The organism is Candidatus Moraniibacteriota bacterium (assembly GCA_028688415.1).
Lineage (GTDB): Bacteria > Patescibacteriota > Minisyncoccia > Moranbacterales > UBA1568 > UBA1568.
The window spans coordinates 1-22,111 of record JAQTYF010000002.1; the positions used below are offsets into that span (position 1 = coordinate 1).

The window sequence follows — 22,111 nt, forward strand, 5'->3', positions numbered from 1 at the left end:
AGCCAGAGTGGAAATGCTCCAGCGTAGTGTTCGATGAGTACACTCATAAAACGTTCGATAGAACCCATAATAGCAGCGTGAATCATCACGATGCGTTCTTTCTCTCCTTTTTCGTTGATGCAGACCAAATCGAATCGTTCGGGCATAATCATATCGAGCTGAATAGTAGCCACTTGCCATGAACGACCGAGAGCGTCACTCACCATAAAATCAAGTTTTGGTCCGTAGAAAGCAGCTTCACCGATTCCCTCGAAAGCATTGGCATTTTTTTCTTTAGCTATTTCTTCGAGGATGTTTTCTGCTGTATGCCAGCGTTCTTTATCACCGAGGTATGAATCTGGTTTTGCAGGATCGTGTTTGGAAATACGTACCTGCATTTCAAATCCGAAAGCGCCATAAAACTCATGAATGATATCCCACACCTTGAGGAACTCTTCTTTCACTTGATCGAAACGACAGAAGACGTGAGCATCATCTTGGGTGAAGGCACGTACACGAGAGAGTCCTGCGAGTTCACCAGTTTGTTCATCACGATAGCACGCTGTCGAATTGGCATAGCGCTGAGGCAATTCACGATAGCTCATAAGTTTCCTTGCATAGATTTGTGTATGATGAGGGCAGTTCATCGGTTTCATAGCAAACTCATGTCCTTCGCGAGTCGTGATACGGAAGAGTTCATCTTTGAATTTGTCCCAGTGCCCACTTTTTTCGTAGAGATCTTTCTTGGTAATGTGGGGAATTTCTACTTTTTCATAGCCATAACGTTTGCGGAGTTCCCACACGTATTCATCGAGCAAATTGCGAACGAGTGTACCGCGTGGAGTCCAGAGCGGAAGTCCTGATCCGACCAAATCTGAGAAGGTGAAAAGATCCAATTCTATGCCGAGTTTTTTATGATCACGCTTCTTCGCTTCTTCTTGTTGTGTGAAATAGGCTTTTAGTTCTTCTTCAGTTGCGAAAGCAATTCCATAAATACGAGTGAGCATCGGACCATTCTCCTCACCGCGGAAATAGGCACCAGCCAGATGGGTGAGCGCGAAACATTTTGCAGGGATTTCGCTTGTATTATTCACATGTCTTCCTTCACAGAGATCGATGAAATCACCCGTAGAATAAAAACTCACTGCTTCACCACTTTTTTCGATATCATCGATGATAGCCAATTTGTAAGGATTATTTACAAAATGTTTCTTGGCTTCTTCGACGGATACCTCCGTACGGATGAAGGGAAGTTTCTTGTTGATCTGTGTTCGCATCGTTTTCTCAAACGCCTTCAAATTTTCCGGAGTTGGGGTTTTCCCAACGCTGAAATCAACATCATAATAAAATCCATTGTCAGTGACTGGACCGACAGAGAGCTTGGCGTCTCGGTCATGTTCGAGCACGGCTATGGCGAGGAGGTGTGCGAGTGAATGACGTATATTGTAGAGTTTTTCTTCCATATCTTTGAGTATAGTAGCTTTTGATTACAATGCAAACCTATTGTTTTTCTTCTACCGTCTGAATGGAGAAGTTGAGATCTTTTTTGAGTTCAGTGGTCTGATCAAACGTTTTACCGTCTTTGGTCTTGAGATGGACGGTGACAGGAATAGTACCGACACCTGATTGCTTCTGGATAAGAAGTCGATAATTCTCTTCAGTCACGGTAGCAGGGAGCTCATAGGTGAGTGTGGTATGGACATCGCTTTGTCCGATCTCCACATCGATGAATCCATCGAAGTATGTTTTGTTGAAAGCGGTTTTGGTCGTGACGACATTGATCATCGAACGAGTGAGGAAGACGGATCCTTCTGGGACGTAGGCACGGAGATAGGTGTGATAATCACTCGTACGCCAGTTGCCGTACGGAGCCGTATTGGAATAAGTGTAGACGAGGGTGCCAGTTGGTTTCTCTCCGGTGAAATCAGCAGTGTATTCGAGCGAACGCTTGATATAGAAATCGGTCTTGAGCGATCCCATGTTAGCATCGACGAGCATGAGATAGTCATTGTTCCAGTCTTTGGTCACGCTTCCGTCCCAGTGAACGCTCTCGACGAGTGATTGAAGTTCCGGGTCTTTGAAATAGAGCATGACATCTTTATTCTGGAGTTCGGTGTGAGCGAATTCTGCCAACTTGGGAATATTGCCCACGGTGACGGCTTTATTCATGATTTCCACCGCCAGTTTTTTCATGATATTTTTGCGAGCCTGTTTGAGTTCGGCAGGGACATCTTCTCCGAGATAGGCTTTTTCGACACGTTCTTCGAGTTTCTGTGCGCCATCAGTACTGGTGTAGATATTGGCATCACCTGGGATCTGGATCGGTCCAGTGAGAGCAAGGATATTGTTGAAGGTGAGAGAATTTACTGCAATCACGCCTTCGAATTTCTCTCTACCTCCAGCGAGACGATAGAAATACTCTGCTTTTTCTGCATTGGTCGGAAAGTCGGGAGAAAAGTTTGAGTCACGAAATTTCCATTTCTTGAGCTGGAGTTTACGGACGAATGGGTAGGGGGTCGGGACATCAGCCGAGATACGCTGATCGAGGAGGTTCGCATCTTCGACAAAGGTTGATATGACCTCACCATTTTTGGTTTTGATGATAGCGTATTGACCGAGGAATCCTCCTCCTGGACGGAGCTCGTCGCTGTTTTGGAGCAGGACAAGGAACGTGTGAACAGTATCATCTTGTTTTGTTACCGCTTCGACCAGTTTGTTCACCACTTCGATTTCTTTTTTGGTATCAGGGTTGATTGGGAGGAGTTTGGAAACTTTTTGGAAGAGACTGAGCGAATTGACCGCGAATTCTGTCTTATGGGTCTTTGCATATGAGAATAAAAAGACCCCTCCTCCGATCAAAATAAGGAGAACGATAAATACGATGATACGTTTGCGAGTGAAAGATGCTGGCATAGAAAAGCTCATAAAAAAAGGAAAAAATGAATTAAAACACCCTCCCAGTGTATCAGGAACGGAGCCGTTTGTGAAGCCCGAGATTCCTGATGAAAACGAAGTTTAAGATATTTTCTGATAAAAAGAAAAGGGCCGAATGTACTTTATGTTAAAAGAGTATACTTCAATACTGAATCCAAACTTTCAAGTACATTTAACTAATAATCAAAAATAAATTCATTCATAATTCCACGGCCGTGGAATTATGATAGGATTTGAAAAAGTGTCTACTCAGCGGTTGAACCGCCAAGTAACGTTATTACGTAATTCATTACGTAATAACGTATATTCTCGACAAAGACGGGGAGATGACGTTATACTAGGAGTACGAAAGATTTGCGAGATTAGTATAATGGTAGTACACGACCTTCCCAAGGTTGGGGCACGGGTTCGATTCCCGTATCTCGCTCTATAAGAAATTAACATCTCCTTTTTAAGGGGATTTTAATTTTTATTTGATTGAAACGGAAATCGAAGGGCGTGAGTAGAAAGCGAGCGAGCGTAGCTTTTTGTGTGTAGCGCCCAGGCTTTTTGTCGGAGCAAAAAGGATTCCCGTATCTCGCTCAAGATCCAGGAGTTGGATTTTTATCCGCCTTTGGTGGGCTCCTTACCCGCTCAAAAAGTAGGAGTTCGCTCAAGAAAAAAGACCCCACATTCTATGGGATCTTTTTCTTTTTTTGAGCGTATAATAGAGCGGTTTATACGGTCGCATCGGTAGATTCTTTGGATACTTGTGATTGAGAGAGTCTCTCGATTTCTTTGACAGTATCGGTTGTCATGGTGTCTATCTCTACATTCTTGTTGTCGAATCGTTTTTGAACGCCGAGTTTTTCTGCGAGTACTGCATGAGTAGGATCCTCTCCTATGACGTGCCCCCATACTTTTTGAGCATCTTCTCTTGCCCACTGAGCTTTTTCTGCTATGCGGACAATGACTTCGCCACCATAGTGTACCAGACCTTTCTCATCGATTATTCTGGGGTATTCTGAAGATTCTGGCGTGAACGGGGTATGTTCGATACTTTCCATTCCTATTTTCTTTCTTTCCTCATTCATAGTATTTAGAGTAAACCGAGAGATTTTTTGATTTCTTGGATACGTTCACTCGAGAGCACTTTCTCGAATTCAGTAATAACATTGTCCTGCTCTTTTTTGAGCGTAAAGAGTTTTTCGAGATATGTCTGATAAACAGCTTCGATTTCTTGGACACGTTTCTTGATTTCTTCTTCAGTCATAGGAATATATATTACACATGGTATAGATGGAGTATAGGCTCTTTGGAGAGGCTTGCCAAGACCTTCGAGAGGACTGTTTTAGTTTTCAGTATTGAGAAAATCATTGAGTGTCGCATTGATTCTTATGAGGAGAGGTGTTTCTTCTGACGTGACCGAGGAAGAGTCAGAGAGTGGAAGAACCGCGATTTTTTCGTCTGCAGGGACGGCGAGAATGAGAGAGTGAGGTGTTTCGAGAGTGGTGCCGTAGGTGAGGATGTCTTGAGGGAGCGGACGGTCAGGATCGAGAGAAATGAGAGGACTAGTCGTTTCTTTCTCCTTGATGATTTCTTCTGGGAGCATTTCTTCTCTTAGGGGAACGATCATTTCTGGTATGATCATTGGTTCGTCGATGAGAGGAGGATTTTTTTCTTTTTCGTTTTGTTCTTTGCTCGGTGAAGGGGCAGTGACATGTACTGATGATGTATCCCATTTCCACTTACTCCCTTTTTCTTTGCGATAGACGACATCGTCCGCGATTGATTTATCGAGTTTGTATTTGATATCTTGCAATACTTTTCCGTCAGGTGCACGGAGTTCTATCTTCCCTTTTTGATTGGGAAGAGTGAAGAGCGCCGTCGGATTACGGAGAAAGGCTTGTTTTTTCGGTTTGATGAAGAAGTCTTCACGGAGAGGATGATTGACGAGATTCTTCCATCCCGTGGCGATACTGTATCCTTTCAGATTGATTTTTTTCTTTTCTCGATTTTCTATGAGTAACCATTCGTTTCCTGTGTCATTGCCGGCAGGGTTAGGGAGAAGGGCGACAATACGGACTTCGGGATGTGGAAGAGATATGATTTCGAGAGTAAATGTCTCTAGAATATCGTCTTTGCCATCATTCACTTTGAGCGTGATGATGTATGTGCCATTTTCTTCATATTTGTGTGTCGTTGTTTCTTTGTAGCTCTTGTGCCCATCACCGAAATTCCAAGTGTATTTGAGATGGTCGTGTTCTGTATCTCTTCCTCGCGCGTCAAAGTCGAGAGTTACTCCTCGGTAGCCTTTCTTCGGTACTTTTTCTCTCGTTTCTGGAAGACTGTTTGTATGATTGGCCATACCAGGAGTCGGAGTACCTCCTCTCCAGCCAGCTGAAGTATTATTGTACGAGATATCTTCTTTGGCTGTCTTGTAGAACACTGTGTCTCTTGTCTCACCATTTGGATCGAGGAGTGAAACAGTCTCGTTAGAATTATTGAGAGCGAATTCGAATGTGGGTCGATAAATGACAAGAAATCCTTGTGCTGGAAGAGTTGTTCCTTCGGGAAAAATATATTTCCCACTCGCACTGCTGTCTCGGAGAGACCAGAGAGAAATATCTCCTATCGTATCAGATGAATTGTAAAGTTCGATAAACTCCATTTCTTCTTCCTTTTCAGAAGGATTAGCAAGGAACTCATTGAGACGAATAGTGCTATCGTATGTTGATTTGGGTATTGGATCTGGCTCAGGACACAGAGTGCTTGTGCTCTTTGTCGGTGTCGGCACAAGAGAGAAATTTGATAACCAATCATTGGTAGTGATATCTCGAACCATACTTTCGTTTGTTGTTGGGCTTGTGGTGAATTTATAGGCAGATGTATCAAACGCATAATCATTTTCCCATGATACAGAGTCAATAAGAGAATCTTCAGCACCAGATGGTAGAAAAAGAGCGAGGCTATATTTTGATGAAAGACCTGTTTTGGTTGTGGTATCAGAAATATCTGCAAATACTCCATCACCATTGGCCCAGAGATAATATCCGTAAGCTGGCATGCAGATATCTTCTCCTATTACTTTGATTGATCCTTCTTTTCCTGCACTATTTTTATAACGGAGACGATAGCCAGATATATTTATCGACGTAGAATTTGGATTGTAAAGTTCTACGAATTCATCATCGGTATGGCCAGTCCCTCCGGTAATCTGTATTTCGCTTAGGATAATCGCATTCGTCGATGCAGAAACGAAATTAGTATCAGAATAAAAAACAAAAGAGAAGAGAATAACAAAACAAAAAGAAAATATTTTTATGTTCATATTGTTACATCTTTCATAACATAAAAAGAAATGTCAGACAAACTCTTTCCAAGAGTCTTTTTCTGTGCTATACTGAGTGTACAAAAGAAAAAATATGACAGAAGAAAAGAAAACAGTACGTGCAAAGAAGTCTGTGGAAACAAGTTTTATGGAGTTTCTTTTGGATACGGCTGTGCAGAATATACGCTCTCTCGTTGATGGAGCTCTCGACACCGTTCGTCAGACAGCAGAGAAGTTCACTTACAATGTGACCAAGCAAATCATGTTGTTCTGTCTCGCTCTCATCGGAGTGATTTTCTTCCTTGTAGGATGTGCACAGATTTTGAGTGACCTGTTTCGATTTCCTGGACTTGGATTCATCATCATAGGAATATCCGTACTGATGTTTGTTGCTACAACGTATTTTCTGAATCGTAAATAAAATAATTAATTCATCAAAGAAAAAGAATATGGATAAGAAACAAGTGTCAGCGATGGCAGAAGCAGTAAAAGGAAAAGTGATCGCACAAGTGGATAAGACACAAGCAATGGCTGAGAAAGAAATGGCAAAAGTCAAAAAGCACCTCGAAGGTACATATAAGACTGTAGAAACATTTGCCAAAAAGAATCCAGAAAAGGCTGCAGCGATTGCCGCTGGTATCGGAGCCGCTCTCGGAGCTGCTGTCGCGCTTCTTGTGAGTAGTGCTGCTAAAAAAGGAAAGAAGAAATAACTCACCGTTATCTCAAACCCGTCCGTGTGGCGGGTTTTTTCTTGGGAAGAGAATGATCCTGTAGTATACTGGAAGCAATAAACCGTGTAGTCTTTTATCTATGGGACTTATCAGTCTTCTTATTACAGCGGGCATTATTATCCTAGGATCAGGATATTATTTGTTTTCTTTGCCTGGAAGTGAAGAAAAAGTATTGATAAACAATATTGCTCTTCCTGATATGACACAAGAAATTGCGAAGTATGAAGATGTGAAGAAGCAGGCAGAAGATGTGAAAAACCTCGTCGAACAGAAAGCGGTAGAAACGATGCAGTCTGCAGAGGAAGAAATCACTCCCACAAAACCGAAAGAGGAAGTGAAAAAAGAAACAGTTCTAGCGGAAGAAAAAACAGACATCGTCAATCGACTGATGACAGCAGGATTTTCTGTTCCGAAAAATACGCGAAGTATTGATACAATCGTACTTCATTCTTCCTATGACCTGAACGGCTCTGATCCGTATTCTGTCTCAGGTATCATGAAGGAATATGAGGACTATGGCGTGAGTGCGCATTATCTTATTGACCGAAAGGGTGTGATATATCGCCTCGTAGAGGACAAGAATATCGCCTATCATGCAGGAGTGAGCAAGATGCCGGACAATAGGAAAAACGTCAATGATTTCTCTATCGGTATTGAAATAATAAACACAGAAAAAGGGTCTTTCACGAGCGCACAGTATGAAGCGGTGAATGATCTCATCGCATCGCTTAAGAAAAAATATCCTATCAAATCTGTCGTCGGTCACAGTGATATCGCCCCAGAACGCAAAACCGATCCTTGGAATTTTGATTGGAAAAAGTTAGATTAGATTTTTCAAATATATGCCAATAGGTGAACAATACAAACCCACCATCCTTCCAACAGAAGCAGATCAGACACAAGAAAAAACAAAAGATGTTGATGACGGTGGTCCTGAGTTTAGGCCGCGTATAGCAGAAAAACTTTTGCGATTTTTGAATATGTCGAGAAATATAGAGGCGTTTCAGGGAAAAAACGCTGAAGAGGTATTTGATAATGAAGAATCGCGCCGACAGTTTGTTCTCAATTTATCGCTTGAAGAATATATAGAATTACTTATTGGTATAAATGGTATACTTCGGAATAAAAATCGAGATGCATGGGGTCTAGATGGGAAAGAGGTGGCTATTGTTGGTTCTCATGGAGTTGTATGGGACTTCCCAGAATTCGAGGATAAGCCAATTTTGTTAGAACAATCATTGCAGGCAGCTAAAAAAATGATACAGGAAAATAGGAGTCTTACAGATGTTGCACTGTTGCTATCCTCGACTACCTCAGCGCTTCATCTTTTTAATGATGGTAATGGCCGGATGAGTAAGTTTTTGCTTACTCTTGTAAACAAGGGATATAGTAAAGATAAGCAAGAGATTTTTGCAGATGTGCTTTCGTCGAATGGTTTTTCCAATGCTGTAAACACGGGACTGTTGCAGCCGATGATTATTGCTCTTATGGGAAAGGAAATCGGTATGTATTCAGATGACGAAAACGATTTTGATTTTAGAGACGCAAAAGGAAACAGACCGCATGATGATATAGACAGTGGGAATTTAAATTTTAACGAAGGAGTGTCATCAGAACAGCAGATTTTTTTTAAGAAAAAACTTAAAGATAGTTTTGTGCATATGTCTCAGGCTATCTTTATTTATTTTAGAGAAAATAAATATAAGTATGTGGTAAATGATTCATTGTGGATAGATTTGAATTTGATAACTCCGGATCTCACGAATGAGTCGATAGATGGGATTATCGCTCTATGGAAGCAACTAAAAAGGAGACATGTTGAGTTAATCATTGATTGTATCGCGAATCCTAATAAAGAGGACTATCAAGTGGAGGTGAGTAGTCGTGGCGGAGTAACTAAAACCCAGCCTGTATTAGATATGTATAAAGATGATATAAAGAGCAATACTAAAGCAAGTATTTACAAAAAAGTATTTGAATAATCTTTATTGGAACTTTGATTGGAAAAAGTTAGATTAATATATCATATGTCAATAAACGAACAATATAAGCCCGTTTCAGCAGAGAATGATCAGCAGAAGAAAGAACTCGAACGAAGTGTCAGTGCGGGCGATGAACAACTCCTTGATTTTTCAGTGCAAACTGATCTGTTGCAGGCAACCACAAGAGACGAAGATGTCTTGGCAGCACAGGCAGTGTTGGATCATATCGAGCAGATTCCAGTAACAGAAAAAACTGAAGGACTTTCTTCTGAAGAAAGAGAGTTGATGGAAAAGAGATTTAGTCAATTGAAAGAAATTATTGCTACCGAAAAACTATCTCGGAAAACTGTGGAATTTCTTCTGACGGCGGAGGTGTCTCTTGTTATTGCCGGAATGAAACCAGAGTCATATGTTCAGCCAAAAGTAGCACGTAATCTTTTATTGGCGAGTATTTTCAAATCGAAAGTTGGAATGATCCCTCAAGACCTGAAACAAAGTGAGAACGTTCTTCGTCAACTTGGCGTTGCCATGAGTCATCCGAATTATGGTGAGGTGGGAGAAGAATTTAAAAAAGAAGAATCAATAGATCTTCTGTATGTTTATGATAAGGAAAAAGCTTTGAAGAGGATGGAGGAAAGCGCTCTTTTTACCACGGAAGAGTTGTCTATGGCGCGTGCTGATTTTGTTGGATTTCAGACAGCTGTTTTGAATCTTCAGACACAACCAATTGTCTCAGCCTATCGTTGTGGAGTTCTTTATGGCTATCCACTAGATGATGTTAATCAGTATATCTCTACACAGAAAATAGGAGAGAAGCTCGAGGGGAGTACTGGAAAGAAATTTGTTCAATTATCAGCAGAGGCTAAAAGGAAACTCTTTGATGAATATATTCCACAGGCTACTAAAGAAGAACGTTTGGTTATAGAAAAAAATAGAGAAGGAAAAAAAGTGTTTACTATTCGAGGAAAAGGCGGAGAAAGAAGAAACTCGATTGGTTATTATGATCATGTTTCGTGGAATGGTGTTGGTGATTCTGTCGAGAGAGATATTTTGATGCGAAAGTATCAAGAAGTTATTGATTGTCGAGACAAGTTCTTCCCTGTCTAAGAAGAATAACATCGCCCCAGAACGCAAGACCGATCCTTGGAATTTTGATTGGAAAATGGTTTATTAGAACTTTATAAAGATACAAAGCATTGACATACTTTATAAAGTTGTGTAGTATGGACATATGAATACGAAAGAGAAGTTACAAATTATCCAGAATATTTCTGGACTTACTCAAACAGCTATCGCCACAAAAATTGGTGTGTCTTTTGTTGCGTTCAATAATTGGTGGAACAAAAAATCTCAACCAAGGAGAAAACACGAAACAATCATTGATGACTTGTACAAAGAGTATACTGGTCAAAAAAATATCCCAGAAACTGTTTTGGTGGCTAAAAAGGAATTAATAATAAGAGAATCAAAAAAATATGATTCTGTTTTGGGTATTATTCTCAAAAATTCTGATATTTATAATCAATTTCTTTTGTCGCTCACGTATAATTCCAACAAAATAGAAGGCTCGACGTTATCGGAAGATGAAACGGCAGACATCATGTTTGAAAACAGATCAATACCGAATAAAAGTCTTATAGAGCAACTTGAGGTAAAAAATCATCAAGCAGCTTTGCAATATCTTTTCCACTATTTGAAAAAAAGTAAAAGAATCGACGAGATGCTCATGCTTAAATTGCATAGCATGCTCATGAATGGAATACGGGATGACGCTGGTATGTATCGGAGACATGGTGTACGTATCGTTGGCTCGAATGTTCCGACAGCAAATTATATGAAGGTCCCAATTCTTATGAAGAACATCTCTCTCGCTATAGAGAAAAAACAGAAGGATGTTATTACGCACGTTTCCAATATTCACGGAAGATTTGAGCAAATTCATCCATTTTCTGATGGCAATGGTCGTCTCGGTAGGCTCGTCTTGGTGGCTATGTTGCTTCGGGAGAATATTGCCCCAGCAACAATACAACAGGAAGAAAAACAATTGTATTATGCAAGTTTACGGAGAGCACAGCTCAAAGAAGATTTTACTCAGCTCGAGGATTTTATTTGTGACGCGACGTTGTTTGGTTTTGGTATCTTGAAGAGGAAATAATCATTGGTCACAGCGATATCGCCCCAGAACGCAAGACCGATCCTTGGAATTTCGATTGGAAGAAGATGAATTAATTATTTAAAGCCTCTATTATGTACACGCGTATATTTTGGGAAAAGGTGATATTGATGTGCTTTTATGCTTCATTACCTGCTGTGATAATTGGATTTGTATTCGCGGCTGTACAGACAAAAGTTTTTGGACTGAGAAATTATGTCAGTATCGGCGGGTGGTCAATGTGGTTTTTAATAGGTATTGTGATAAGTTATAGTGCAATGCTGTGGGGGTATGTTTGGTATCTGAAGCACCATATCGATGACTATCAAAAAGTGAAGGTTCCAGTGAAGCCTTTGAATAAATGGATTCAGTATGGTCGCCAACTTTCTTGGGGCTTCATGTTGTTTCTAGTTTTAGCTGGTTTCATTTTGCCCGTTATGTCTGTGTATTTACATAAAAATGCGATGCACCTTCCGTTTTGGTATGAATATCTCCTGGGTATGCTCTGGATACCTATCATTATTTGTCCAGTAGTCATTATAGCTTTGTGCTTTTATGGTTTGCGAACTCTGGATCGAGAAAAGGAATCTGGTTTTTGGGATGGAATCATCAGAATCACGCTAGTTTCATTTTTTGAAATAATCATATGGCTGCCAGTTGTACTAGCCTATTTTCGGATGAAGTGACTGAATTGAAAAAATTTCGAAATTGTAGTATTGAAAATTGTTTAGAAATTAAAAATTGAGAATTGAAAATTTATCCATATGGCCTATACATTCAATTTGAAAATTGAAAAAGAAAAGAGCGAGCTTTCTTTGTCGAAGGATGGTTTGGTGTTGGGGAAAAAAGAATGGGAAGAGGGGAGAGATATGGGACGGAGACTCTTTCAGGGAATCGCTGATTTGCTCGCAGAAAATAATCTCAGGGCGGACGAAGTGACTGATTTCGTTATTGATTCAGAAATTCCAGACAATTATACATCGATGCGCATTGCGGAAACAGTAAAAAGAGTGTATACTTTTGGTGTGACCTTTTCTCATCCTGTGAAGGATTCTGAAGAGGGAAATCAAAAATGATTCATCGAGACTGGGAGCAATACTTTCAGTCAGAGAGGAAAAAAATATTTTGATGCATCCAAAAATAAAAGGATATATTTTATAGTACAAAGGCCCGTCTGAGCCATTTTTTGGTTTTCATTTGACAGAGTGGACGAAGCTTGGTATTATCGAATGTATGTTTTGAAAAGTGTGTTAACTTTTCTGTGTCGAATCGCCTGTTGGTGCCAGGTCTGGAGGGCGAAAATCGGTTAGAATGGTTGCTTAAATTGAGAAAGAAGCTAACATTCAAGCGAAATGGTGCAGTTGACGGCCTCCATAATTCAATAGTTTTATCCCATAATCTCATTTGTCCTACTTGTTTCAAATCCTGTTTTGATCCAAGGAGTGTCCACGTGAGTGTGTTTTTATGTCCAACACAGAGAAAGCATTGCGGGTGAAAGATTCTTTTGGAAAAGAGTCTTCTCTCTCGAAACGTCGTTTTTTTAATAACCGTATCATGGTCTCTCTTCCAGACTTGATCGAAGTCCAGAAAGACTCGTATCAGTGGTTCTGGGATAAGGGTCTCAAGGAACTTTTTTCTGAAATCAACCCTATCACTGATTTTACAAGTAAGGATCTCGAGCTTACTGTGGACGAATATTATCTCGACGAACCGAAGTATAGTGCTCTTGTTTCGAAGAATAAAAATATTTCGTACGAAGCACCACTCCGTGCTAAGGCGACGCTTCTCATGAAGCAGACAGGTGAAGTAAAAGAACAGGAAATCTATTTGGGAGACTTCCCAATCATGACAGAACGCGGAACATTCATCATCAATGGTGTCGAGCGTGTTGTGGTCAGTCAGCTGATCCGCTCCCCAGGAGTGTTTTTTACCATGGACTATCAGAAGGGAAAGAAACTTTTTGGTGCAAAAATTATCCCGAATCGTGGAGCATGGCTCGAAATCGAAACTGATATGGACGGAGTGATTTCTGTCAAAATCGATCGCAAGCGTAAATTGCCTATCACGAGTTTGTTCAAGGCTTTTGGTATCGATGAAAAACATATCCGTGAAGCATTTGTTGATGAAGAAGAGCAGAAGTATCTCGATGCGACATTCATCAAAGATCCTGCAAACAATCAAGGGGAAGCCTACCGTGAAGTTTACAAGCGTCTCCGTCCTGGAGATCTCGCTACCGAAGAGAACGCTCGTCAGATGATCAACGCAATGTTTTTCAATTTTGAACGCTACGATTTCGGAGCTGTTGGACGTTACCGATTGAACCAGCGTTTGAGTATCGAACGAGAGGATACAGAAGAAAATCGTATCTTGAATACCGATGATCTTATTCTTATCGTGAAAGAAGTAATCCGACTCAATAATGATTTAGAAGCTCGTCCTGATGATATCGATCATCTCGGTAATCGACGCGTACGTGCTGTCGGAGAACTCATTCAGAATAAACTCCGTGTCGGTATCTATCGAATGGTACGTAATATCAAAGACAGAATGAGTACCTGTGATCCTGAGACCGTCGTCCCTGGACAGCTCATCAACCCTCGTCCAGTCGCTGCTTCAGTGAAAGAGTTCTTCTCGAGCTCACAACTTTCACAGTTTATGGATCAGGTAAACCCTCTCGCAGAACTCGAACACAAGCGTCGTTTGTCTGCTATGGGTCCTGGAGGACTCACACGTGAACGTGCTGGATTTGAAGTGCGTGATGTTCACCATTCTCATTATGGACGTATCTGTCCTATCGAAACTCCAGAAGGTCCAAACATCGGTCTCGTCGGTCATCTCGCTTCGTATGCTCGTGTGAATGAATATGGTTTTCTCGAAACCCCATACCTCATCGTGAAGAAAGAAGTGAAAGCTACCAAAGAAGAGCTCGTTAATCGTATCCTTACTGAAGATGTCGCTGGTGTTGCTAAGAGTGGTGATATGTTGGCTGAAGACATGGCCAAAAAAGTAGCTGAAAAAATGAAAGGAAAAACAGTCAAAGTGAAACCATTCGTGACACTCGATATCGAATATTTGAATGCTATTGTCGAAGACAAAAAAATTATTGCTCATGCTGGTATCGAAATCGATGAATATCACAACATCGTCCAAGGAATGGTCGAGGCTCGTGTGAAAGGTCATCCAGAAACGATCGAAGCAGAGGTTGTCGATTACATCGATGTTTCTGTGAAGCAATGTATTTCTATCGCTACCGCTCTGATTCCTTTTGTCGAACATGATGATGCCAACCGTGCTCTCATGGGTTCGAACATGCAACGTCAGGCAGTATCTTGTATCGTCCCTGAGGCACCAATCATCGGAACCGGTATTGAAGACAAGGCTGCTCGTGATTCTGGACAGGTTGTACTTTCTCACTCTGCAGGAGAAGTCATCGCTGTCGATGGTGGACATATTGTCGTCCGTTCCAAATCCCCAGCTGGTGCCAAAAAAGAATATTTTGATCAAGAATATATTTTGCAAAGTTTCGAGAAGTCCAACGCGTTTACGAGTATGAACCAGATTCCACGCGTAGAGAAAGGTCAGAAAGTTGCCAAGGGTGAAATGCTCGCCGATGGTGCTTCGACTGATCATGGAGAGCTCGCTTTGGGACAAAACATGGTTGTCGCCTTCCTCGCATGGCACGGGTATGATTATGAAGATGCTATTATCGTTTCAGAAAAAGTTGTACAGGCTGATCGTTGGAGTTCTGTCCATATCGAAGATTTCTCGATCGACGTACGCGATACGAAGCTTGGGCCTGAGGTCGTCACTCGTGATATTCCGAATATTGGAGAAGATCGTCTGAAGAACCTCGACGAAAGTGGTATCATCCGTATTGGCGCAGAGATTTCTTCCGGTGACATTATTATCGGAAAAATCACTCCAAAAGGTGAAGGTGATCTGACTGCTGAAGAGCGTTTGCTCCGTGTTATTTTCGGTGAGAAATCTCGTGATGTAAAAGACTCTTCTCTCTATCTCCCACATGGTGAACACGGAAAAGTCGTCGATGTGAAAATCTTCTCTCGTGAACGTGGTGACAAGCTTCCAATGGGTGTCTTTCAGCAAATTCAGGTATCGATTGCTCAGATGCGTAAGATCTCTGTTGGTGACAAACTCGCTGGACGTCACGGTAACAAAGGTGTGATCTCTTATATCGCTGCCGCAGAAGATATGCCATACCTCCCTGATGGAACTCCAGTCGATATTATATTGAACTCCCTCGGTGTCGCCTCTCGTATGAACTTGGGTCAGGTACTCGAGACTCATTTGGGCTGGGCTGCCAAGACACTCGGATACAAAGTAGCGAGCATGGCTCTCGATGGTGTTTCCGAAGGTGATATCAAGAAAGAGCTCAAAGCTGCTGGTCTTCCAGAAAACGGAAAAATCAAACTGATCGATGGAAGAACGGGTCAAGCGTACGACAACGAGTCAACCGTGGGTGTCATGTACATCATGAAACTGAACCACTTGATCGAAGACAAGCTTCACATGCGAAGCATCGGGCCCTACTCTCTCATTACCCAACAGCCACTCGGTGGTAAAGCACAGTTCGGTGGACAGCGCTTCGGAGAAATGGAAGTGTGGGCACTCGAAGGATACGGCGCTGCTTATACTCTCCAAGAAATGTTGACCATCAAATCCGATGATGTCGCAGGTCGTTCCAAGGCTTACGAGTCGATCATCAAAGGAGAACCAATCAAGAGTCCAAACTTGCCAGCTTCCTTCCATGTTCTCATCAATGAAATGAAAGGTCTCTGTCTCAATGTTGAACTGAAAGGAGTCAAAACTGAATCAGATGATGATGCTCCTGTGAAAATGGCACCAATCGTCGATGCTGAAACAGTCTAGTCTCTACTTTCTTTATCTTATTTCTATTCAACGTTAAAAACTATGGAAAATATTACGAAGGTAAGTGATTTCGAGAGCGTCCGACTGACACTCGCGAGCACCGATCAGATTCTTGAATGGTCTCACGGTGAAATCACCAAACCAGAAACAATCAACTATCGCACTCAAAGGTATGAGCCAGATGGACTTTTCTGCGAGAAGATTTTTGGTCCTGCCAAAGATTGGGAATGTTATTGTGGGAAATACAAAAGAATTCGTTACAACGGAATTGTCTGTGATAAATGCGGTGTCGAAGTGACTCGTTCTATTGTTCGTCGTGAACGTATGGGACATATCAAACTCGCGACACCAGTATCTCACATCTGGTTTCTCCGAGGTGTTCCATCAAAAATCGGATTGGTACTCGGTATCTCTCCTCAGGATCTCGAACGAGTGATCTATTTTTCTTCCTACATCATTATGGAAGTGAATGAAAGTCTCAAAGCTCAGTCACTCGAACAGCTCGAGAAAGAGTACAAGAACAAACAGAAAGAATTGAAAGGAGACAACAGCAAAGATGCGCTCGTACAGGACAAGGTTATTGATGAACTCAAAGAACAGTATCGTTCTACCAAGGATGAAATCCGTAATCTTCGCCCATATCAGATTCTTTCAGAAATCGATTATTTCAATCTTTCCAGTCGTTTTGGACAGGTCTTCACTGCTGGTATTGGTGCTGAAGCAGTCAGAAAAATCTTGGAAAAAATTGATGTCAAGAAACAGCTCCAGGTGCTCAAAGAAGAATTGGATGCGAACGAATCAGTGGATCAGAAAAAACTTCTGCAACGTTTGAAAGTGTACCAAGGATTTGAGAAAGCAAATCTCCGTTTTGAATGGATGTTGCCGACGGCTATCCCAGTGATTCCGCCAGATCTCCGTCCAATGGTGGCTCTCGATGGCGGTCGTTTCGCGACCTCTGATTTGAACGATCTTTATCGTCGTATCATCAATCGTAACAATCGTCTCAAAAAATTGATTTCGATCGGTGCTCCAGAAGTGATCACTCGCAATGAAAAAAGAATGTTGCAGGAAGCAGTGGATGCACTTTTCGACAACAGTGCTCGTCGTGGACAGGCTTCGACAGCTGCTTCGACTGGACAGCGTCGTGCCCTCCGTTCTCTCGCTGATGCACTCAAGGGAAAACAGGGTCGTTTCCGTCAAAACCTCTTAGGAAAACGCGTCGATTATTCTGGACGTTCCGTTATCGTCGTTGGACCGAGCTTGAAATTGCATCAGTGTGGTTTGCCAAAGAAAATGGCACTCGAACTTTTCAAACCTTTCATCATCAATAAACTCATCGAAAAAGAATTGGCACACAACGTGCGTACCGGAGGAAGAATGGTAGATGCTGAAACAGAAGAAGCTTATGAGATTCTCGATGAAATTATCGAGCACCACTACGTACTTCTGAACCGCGCCCCAACTCTCCATCGTCTTTCTATTCAGGCATTCCAACCAGTACTTATTGAAGGTAAGGCTATTCGTCTCCATCCTATGGTGTGTTCTGCGTTCAACGCTGACTTCGACGGTGACCAGATGGCTGTTCACGTACCGCTGACTGATCAGGCTCGTCATGAAAGTGCAACGATCATGTTGTCTTCCAAGAACTTGCTCAAACCAGCTTCTGGAGAACCTATTGTTTCTGCAACGCTCGATATGGTGCTTGGTATTTATTACCTCACACACATCAAAGAAACAGGAAAAGGAAAAGGGAAAGCATTTGGAACAATGGATGAAGCTATTCTTGCTTATCAGAACGGATTGGTGGCAGTAAACGTCGCTGTGAAACTTTTGTGGGAAGGAAAAATGATCGAAACATCAGTAGGACGTATTTTGTTCAATGATATTCTTCCAGAAAGCCTTCGATTCCTCAATGAAGAAATGATCAAGAAAGATCTCAAAGTGATTATGTCTCGCATCATCGAAACCCTTGGTCAAGATGAAGCAGCCAAGTTTGCTGATCGTATGAAAGATCTCGGATTCAAATCGGTATCTGAATCTGGTATCAGTTGGGGTATGGATGATCTCATCGTTCCAAAAGAGAAAGTGGCATTGATGGCAAAAGCTGAAGAGCACATTGCTGAAGTCAAGGGTCAATACAACATGGGTCTTTTGACGAATGAAGAACGAAAAAATCGCGTCATCGAAATCTGGAACGAAACGAAAAACAAGATTGCTGATGTTGTACGTGCTTCGATCGATAAAGAAGGTCCAGTGTACGCCATGGTGTATTCCAAGGCTCGTGGATCTGAATCAGTAGTTGTTCAGTTGACTGGTATGAAAGGTCTTATGGCCGGACCAACCGGTGAAACAATCGAACTGCCTGTGAAGAGCTCATTTAAAGAAGGTTTGAACGTTCTCGAATATTTCATCTCGACTCACGGAGCTCGTAAAGGTATGGCTGATACCGCTCTCCGTACTGCTTCTGCTGGTTACCTCACTCGTCGTCTCGTCGATGTTGCTCAGGATATTATCGTACGAGAAGAAGACTGTAAGGATACCGAAGGAGCATTCCTCTATCGTGAAGACTCTGACGCTATTGGACATAGCTTCGCAGCTCGTGTCGAAGGCAGAGTGTTGGTAGAAAATGTGGTTGCTCCTGAAACGAAGGAAGTGCTCGCAAAGAAAGGTGATCTCATCGATAAGGCTCAGGCCAAACTCATCGAAAATAAGGATGTGAAGAAGGTAAAAATCCGTAGTTTGGTCACGTGTAAATCTCGTCGAGGAGTATGTCGTCTCTGTTATGGTATCGACCTTGGTCGCAGTGAACTCGTGAAACTCGGAGCATCAGTCGGAGTGGTTGCTGCTCAGGCTATCGGTGAACCAGGAACACAGCTCACGATGCGTACGTTCCATGTCGGTGGTGTCGTCGGATCAGATATTACTCAAGGTTTGCCACGCGTCGAAGAAATCGTCGAAGCTCGTATCCCGAAGACCCAGGCTATTCTTTGCGAAGTCGATGGACAAGTGAAATCAATCATCAAAGAAAATGCCAAAGTAGTGAAAATTACTGTAGAGGATAATGAGAAGAAACTCTATGAGTATCAGGCTCCTATCAATGTGGCACTTCGCGTAAAAGAGAACGACCTCGTTTCTGTCGGAGCCGTTCTGTCCGAAGGGCATCTCGATCTCCACAAACTTTTCACTGTGATGGGTCAAGAAACGGTGCATCGCTATATCGTTCGTGAAATCGAAGAAATATACGCCGCACAGGGTGAAGCGATCAATGATAAACATATCGAAGTAGTTATTCGTCAGATGATGTCTCGTATTCGTGTCGTCGATCCAGGAGAGACAATGCTTCTTCCGGGAGATATTGTCGAGAAGGATCAATTCCTCGATGCCAACGAAAAAGCCGTGGAAGACGGAGGACGTGAAGCTACTGGTGAATCTATGGTACTTGGTATTACCAAAGTAGCTCTCTCAACCGAATCTTTCCTTTCTGCTGCATCATTTATGGAGACCGCTCGGGTGCTCATCAATGCTGCTATCGCTGGTAAAGAAGATCGTTTGCGAGGACTCAAGGAAAACGTCATTATCGGACGTCTCATTCCTGCTGGTACTGGGTATCGTGAACCAGGACAGCCTCGAGCTTAGGCAACCCTTGTTGTCTGACAAAAAAGAAAACACTCCTGAATATATCAGAGGGTGTTTTCTTTTTGATTTTTCTTATTGACATTGAAAATATATTTTCTTCTCGACGTGAAAAAAAATTGTGGTATAATAAAATCATACAAAAATAATACAAAAATATGGACACAGAAATCAATTGGCAAAAAGTAGTAATCATGTTTATTGCTGTGAGTAGTGTCGCTTTCATCTTCTTTCTTCTCGGAAGAAAGAGTACAGAGAGAGTAGTTATTGCACCGACAGTGATGCCAGAAAATATCTCGGTACAGAAGACTGTGGAGCCTGAATCGGTACCGCTGGCAGAGGAACCCAATACTTATAAAAATGAACAATACGGATTTGGCGTTATCTCTCTCGCTCAAGCACAGGAATCGACAGAATGTCAGGCCGAAGCGAAATACGCGTATGATCCTGTACGTGAATATATTTTTTCAGATACGATGGTAGAATGTGCCGGAAGCGCTATCAAAGATCATGAGGATTTTTATACGAAACAAGGGGGTCAGCTTGAAACATTGGTTTTTGATATCACCAAATGTGACGACGCAGTGACTGACAAAGTGGAGAAAGTCTTCTGTGATAAATATGTCAAGACAACAGAGATTGAAGGAAGCGCCGTCGGAGCTAGATGGCCAACTGGAAAATGGATAAAGAGTGGTGAATACCTTACCTTCTTCACTCCTCTCGCATCTCAGAATTCTGATCTTCTCAGAACGCAGTACAAGTTCTTGATGAGAACACAGGAATAATATTTCTAGAGAAAAGAATGAAAACCAAGAAAACAATCCCTCATAGAAGGGATTGTTTTGGTGAAAATATTGCCAGAATGACCAGAGGGTGTCATAATGGGCAATATAAATTGTATTAAGTTGATAAACGTAATGTCTATGGCAACATACGAGAAAAGAGAGCGTACACTCATCATCCTCAAACCGGATGCTATCCAGCGAACACTTATCGGGGAAATTATCAAGCGTATCGAACGTACAGGACTCAAATTTACTGCGATGAAACTCAATATCGCAACAGAAGACCAATGCTGGAAACACTATAACAAGGATGATGAATGGTACCAGAAGAAAGGGGAAAGAATGGTAAATGATCGCAAAGAAAACAATCTCCCAATAGAGAAGGAAGCTATCGAATATGGGAAAGATATTATTCGAACGGTTGTGGGATATATCGTTTGTGGACCAAGTCTCGTCGCTGTTGTTGAAGGGCACGGTGCGACCACTATTGTGAAAAAAATTGTCGGAAGTACTGAACCTGTAACATCGGATATCGGTACGATTCGTGGAGATTTTACTATTGATTCATACGGCCTTTCCGCTCTCGATAACCGCGCAGTACGTAATCTCATTCATTGTTCAGAGAACTGGGAAGAAGCAGAAAAAGAAATTCCTATCTGGTTTGATGAAAAAGAAATTATCAATTATCGTCTCGTACAAGAACAAATTTTGTATGATGTAAACCTTGATGGTATTTTGGAATAGATTTTCTACGAAGTGAGCAGTCTCGTATGGATGAGACTGCTTTTTTCTTTCGGGCTGTAGTATATCGGCAGTACGTATGCATGGGGGTAAAAGTAAATGATTTTACTTTTACGGGAATTTCAGCGAAGCTTTATCTTTATTGTCGGGGTGTCGTATAGTGGTAGTACGCAAGGCTGGGGGTCTTGTAGTCGGAGTCCGATTCTCCGCGCCCCGACAATGAAGTTAAATTCCCCGGAGCTTATAGGTCTGGTTCCCCACCAGAGGCGGACAGGGATTCCCAGCAGCCCGACAATGAAATTATTTATTTTTTCTGTGGTTGGAGTAGGGGTAGGAGTATCTGTCCGACAAGCCAGGAAGCAAGTGCCCAAACAAGAAAGATCCAGTATGGTATGTTGAGTATCCTGAGAAATTCGCCCGTATAGTACCATTGCCCGCTCTGTGTACCAGCGATTTCGATAACGAGTCCCGTAAATACACCATAGAGAAACATGCACCAATCGTTGTATGTGTGATAGAAGAATACTGTTATCACGAAAAGAATACCGAGAAAGAATAAACGAATATCATGTGTTCCTGCGAAATACAGTGTTCCGAGAAGCAGTATAAGAAGTGCGAGCGCAGGAAAGAGTCTCTTTTGTGAGACATGGAAGTCTGCTTTCATATACACACGAGTCCAGTGAAGAAAATAAAACGCCCAGAGTACCGTCTGAAAGTAGGGTATACCGAAAAATGTTGTAGTGGTAAAGAAGAATACCCCGTTTGCGACAGTAGCGATATCATTGAGTGTCATTGCTACAGATATGAGTATGAATGCAACAATTTCTTTTTTACTGAGCGGGTAAAACATTATCCACCAGAAGAGAAGAAAGAGGCAAAGTTTGATAATATCAGAGGGAACAAGTACGAGAATAAGAGTAGTCCCTATGAGTTGGAACAGAATACGCGCCCAAGAATTATTTTGGAGAGAAAGCATA

Annotated in this window: 18 protein-coding genes and 1 tRNA gene; 13 read left to right on the plus strand and 6 right to left on the minus strand. The window is 41.9% G+C overall.

From position 1 onward, the window contains the following. Positions 1–1,442: threonine--tRNA ligase (gene thrS / locus PHH40_04595; GenBank protein MDD2767003.1), on the minus strand; the 1,442-nt coding region annotated here is incomplete at its 3' end. A 37-nt stretch (positions 1,443–1,479) separates the two neighbouring features. After that, complete coding sequence (locus tag PHH40_04600) at positions 1,480–2,892, minus strand: DUF4012 domain-containing protein (GenBank protein ID MDD2767004.1); 1,413 nt, start codon at positions 2,890–2,892, stop codon at positions 1,480–1,482. Positions 2,893–3,269: 377 nt separating this feature from the next. Here PHH40_04600 and PHH40_04605 point away from each other — a divergent pair. After that, positions 3,270–3,340 (plus strand) — tRNA-Gly (locus PHH40_04605). Positions 3,341–3,629: 289 nt separating this feature from the next. On the opposite strand, the gene PHH40_04610 is transcribed toward PHH40_04605, so the two are convergent. The 3 genes from PHH40_04610 to PHH40_04620 all read right to left on the minus strand — a co-directional run bounded on the left by PHH40_04610 (position 3,630) and on the right by PHH40_04620 (position 6,223). Continuing rightward, positions 3,630–3,986: a hypothetical protein gene (locus PHH40_04610; protein ID MDD2767005.1), complete on the minus strand. Its 357-nt coding sequence runs from the start codon at positions 3,984–3,986 to the stop codon at positions 3,630–3,632. A gap of 5 nt (positions 3,987–3,991) precedes the next feature. Next, positions 3,992–4,165 (minus strand): hypothetical protein, encoded by a 174-nt coding sequence (locus PHH40_04615; GenBank protein MDD2767006.1) that lies wholly within the window; start codon positions 4,163–4,165, stop codon positions 3,992–3,994. 78 nt (positions 4,166–4,243) lie between these two features. Beyond that, positions 4,244–6,223 carry a lamin tail domain-containing protein gene (locus PHH40_04620; protein MDD2767007.1) on the minus strand — a complete coding sequence of 660 codons (1,980 nt, stop codon included), beginning with the start codon at positions 6,221–6,223 and terminating at the stop codon, positions 4,244–4,246. A gap of 94 nt (positions 6,224–6,317) precedes the next feature. Here PHH40_04620 and PHH40_04625 point away from each other — a divergent pair, with 94 nt between their 5' ends. The 12 genes from PHH40_04625 (at position 6,318) to PHH40_04680 (ending at position 21,137) form a co-directional block, all read left to right on the plus strand. Then, complete coding sequence (locus tag PHH40_04625) at positions 6,318–6,644, plus strand: hypothetical protein (protein ID MDD2767008.1); 327 nt, start codon at positions 6,318–6,320, stop codon at positions 6,642–6,644. A 28-nt stretch (positions 6,645–6,672) separates the two neighbouring features. After that, positions 6,673–6,933 (plus strand): hypothetical protein, encoded by a 261-nt coding sequence (locus PHH40_04630; GenBank protein ID MDD2767009.1) that lies wholly within the window; start codon positions 6,673–6,675, stop codon positions 6,931–6,933. 100 nt (positions 6,934–7,033) lie between these two features. Further along, a complete protein-coding gene (locus PHH40_04635; protein MDD2767010.1) occupies positions 7,034–7,783 on the plus strand; it encodes an N-acetylmuramoyl-L-alanine amidase in 750 nt (249 codons plus the stop codon). Positions 7,784–7,796: 13 nt separating this feature from the next. Next, a complete protein-coding gene (locus PHH40_04640; GenBank protein MDD2767011.1) occupies positions 7,797–8,936 on the plus strand; it encodes a hypothetical protein in 1,140 nt (379 codons plus the stop codon). A gap of 45 nt (positions 8,937–8,981) precedes the next feature. Further along, positions 8,982–10,043, plus strand: a complete 1,062-nt coding sequence (locus PHH40_04645) for a hypothetical protein (GenBank protein ID MDD2767012.1) — start codon at positions 8,982–8,984, stop codon at positions 10,041–10,043. Between the two features lie 124 nt (positions 10,044–10,167). Next, a complete protein-coding gene (locus PHH40_04650; protein ID MDD2767013.1) occupies positions 10,168–11,091 on the plus strand; it encodes a Fic family protein in 924 nt (307 codons plus the stop codon). A 92-nt stretch (positions 11,092–11,183) separates the two neighbouring features. Continuing rightward, on the plus strand, positions 11,184–11,774 hold the full coding sequence (locus PHH40_04655) for a hypothetical protein (GenBank protein ID MDD2767014.1): 591 nt from the start codon (positions 11,184–11,186) through the stop codon (positions 11,772–11,774). Between the two features lie 78 nt (positions 11,775–11,852). Further along, complete coding sequence (locus PHH40_04660; protein ID MDD2767015.1) at positions 11,853–12,164, plus strand: hypothetical protein; 312 nt, start codon at positions 11,853–11,855, stop codon at positions 12,162–12,164. Between the two features lie 388 nt (positions 12,165–12,552). Continuing rightward, positions 12,553–15,975 (plus strand): DNA-directed RNA polymerase subunit beta, encoded by a 3,423-nt coding sequence (locus PHH40_04665; GenBank protein ID MDD2767016.1) that lies wholly within the window; start codon positions 12,553–12,555, stop codon positions 15,973–15,975. A gap of 51 nt (positions 15,976–16,026) precedes the next feature. Next, a complete protein-coding gene (gene rpoC, locus PHH40_04670) occupies positions 16,027–19,611 on the plus strand; it encodes a DNA-directed RNA polymerase subunit beta' (GenBank protein ID MDD2767017.1) in 3,585 nt (1,194 codons plus the stop codon). 155 nt (positions 19,612–19,766) lie between these two features. Beyond that, positions 19,767–20,393, plus strand: a complete 627-nt coding sequence (locus tag PHH40_04675) for a hypothetical protein (GenBank protein ID MDD2767018.1) — start codon at positions 19,767–19,769, stop codon at positions 20,391–20,393. Positions 20,394–20,531: 138 nt separating this feature from the next. Continuing rightward, positions 20,532–21,137 carry a nucleoside-diphosphate kinase gene (locus PHH40_04680; GenBank protein MDD2767019.1) on the plus strand — a complete coding sequence of 202 codons (606 nt, stop codon included), beginning with the start codon at positions 20,532–20,534 and terminating at the stop codon, positions 21,135–21,137. A 301-nt stretch (positions 21,138–21,438) separates the two neighbouring features. Here PHH40_04680 and PHH40_04685 read toward each other — a convergent pair whose 3' ends face one another. Next, positions 21,439–22,110, minus strand: a complete 672-nt coding sequence (locus tag PHH40_04685) for a hypothetical protein (protein MDD2767020.1) — start codon at positions 22,108–22,110, stop codon at positions 21,439–21,441. Position 22,111 lies beyond the last annotated feature (1 nt).

What these genes read in the sequence shown, in the direction of transcription:
- PHH40_04615 (MDD2767006.1), bottom strand. Translation starts at nt 4,165, where the DNA reads ATGACTGAAGAAGAAATCAAGAAACGTGTCCAAGAAATCGAAGCTGTT.
- PHH40_04630 (MDD2767009.1), top strand. Translation starts at nt 6,673, where the DNA reads ATGGATAAGAAACAAGTGTCAGCGATGGCAGAAGCAGTAAAAGGAAAA.
- PHH40_04610 (MDD2767005.1), bottom strand. Translation starts at nt 3,986, where the DNA reads ATGAATGAGGAAAGAAAGAAAATAGGAATGGAAAGTATCGAACATACC.
- PHH40_04600 (MDD2767004.1), bottom strand. Translation starts at nt 2,892, where the DNA reads ATGCCAGCATCTTTCACTCGCAAACGTATCATCGTATTTATCGTTCTC.
- PHH40_04645 (MDD2767012.1), top strand. Translation starts at nt 8,982, where the DNA reads ATGTCAATAAACGAACAATATAAGCCCGTTTCAGCAGAGAATGATCAG.
- PHH40_04675 (MDD2767018.1), top strand. Translation starts at nt 19,767, where the DNA reads ATGGACACAGAAATCAATTGGCAAAAAGTAGTAATCATGTTTATTGCT.
- PHH40_04625 (MDD2767008.1), top strand. Translation starts at nt 6,318, where the DNA reads ATGACAGAAGAAAAGAAAACAGTACGTGCAAAGAAGTCTGTGGAAACA.
- PHH40_04640 (MDD2767011.1), top strand. Translation starts at nt 7,797, where the DNA reads ATGCCAATAGGTGAACAATACAAACCCACCATCCTTCCAACAGAAGCA.
- PHH40_04650 (MDD2767013.1), top strand. Translation starts at nt 10,168, where the DNA reads ATGAATACGAAAGAGAAGTTACAAATTATCCAGAATATTTCTGGACTT.
- PHH40_04635 (MDD2767010.1), top strand. Translation starts at nt 7,034, where the DNA reads ATGGGACTTATCAGTCTTCTTATTACAGCGGGCATTATTATCCTAGGA.
- PHH40_04685 (MDD2767020.1), bottom strand. Translation starts at nt 22,110, where the DNA reads ATGCTTTCTCTCCAAAATAATTCTTGGGCGCGTATTCTGTTCCAACTC.
- PHH40_04680 (MDD2767019.1), top strand. Translation starts at nt 20,532, where the DNA reads ATGGCAACATACGAGAAAAGAGAGCGTACACTCATCATCCTCAAACCG.
- PHH40_04665 (MDD2767016.1), top strand. Translation starts at nt 12,553, where the DNA reads ATGTCCAACACAGAGAAAGCATTGCGGGTGAAAGATTCTTTTGGAAAA.
- PHH40_04660 (MDD2767015.1), top strand. Translation starts at nt 11,853, where the DNA reads ATGGCCTATACATTCAATTTGAAAATTGAAAAAGAAAAGAGCGAGCTT.
- PHH40_04620 (MDD2767007.1), bottom strand. Translation starts at nt 6,223, where the DNA reads ATGAACATAAAAATATTTTCTTTTTGTTTTGTTATTCTCTTCTCTTTT.
- PHH40_04655 (MDD2767014.1), top strand. Translation starts at nt 11,184, where the DNA reads ATGTACACGCGTATATTTTGGGAAAAGGTGATATTGATGTGCTTTTAT.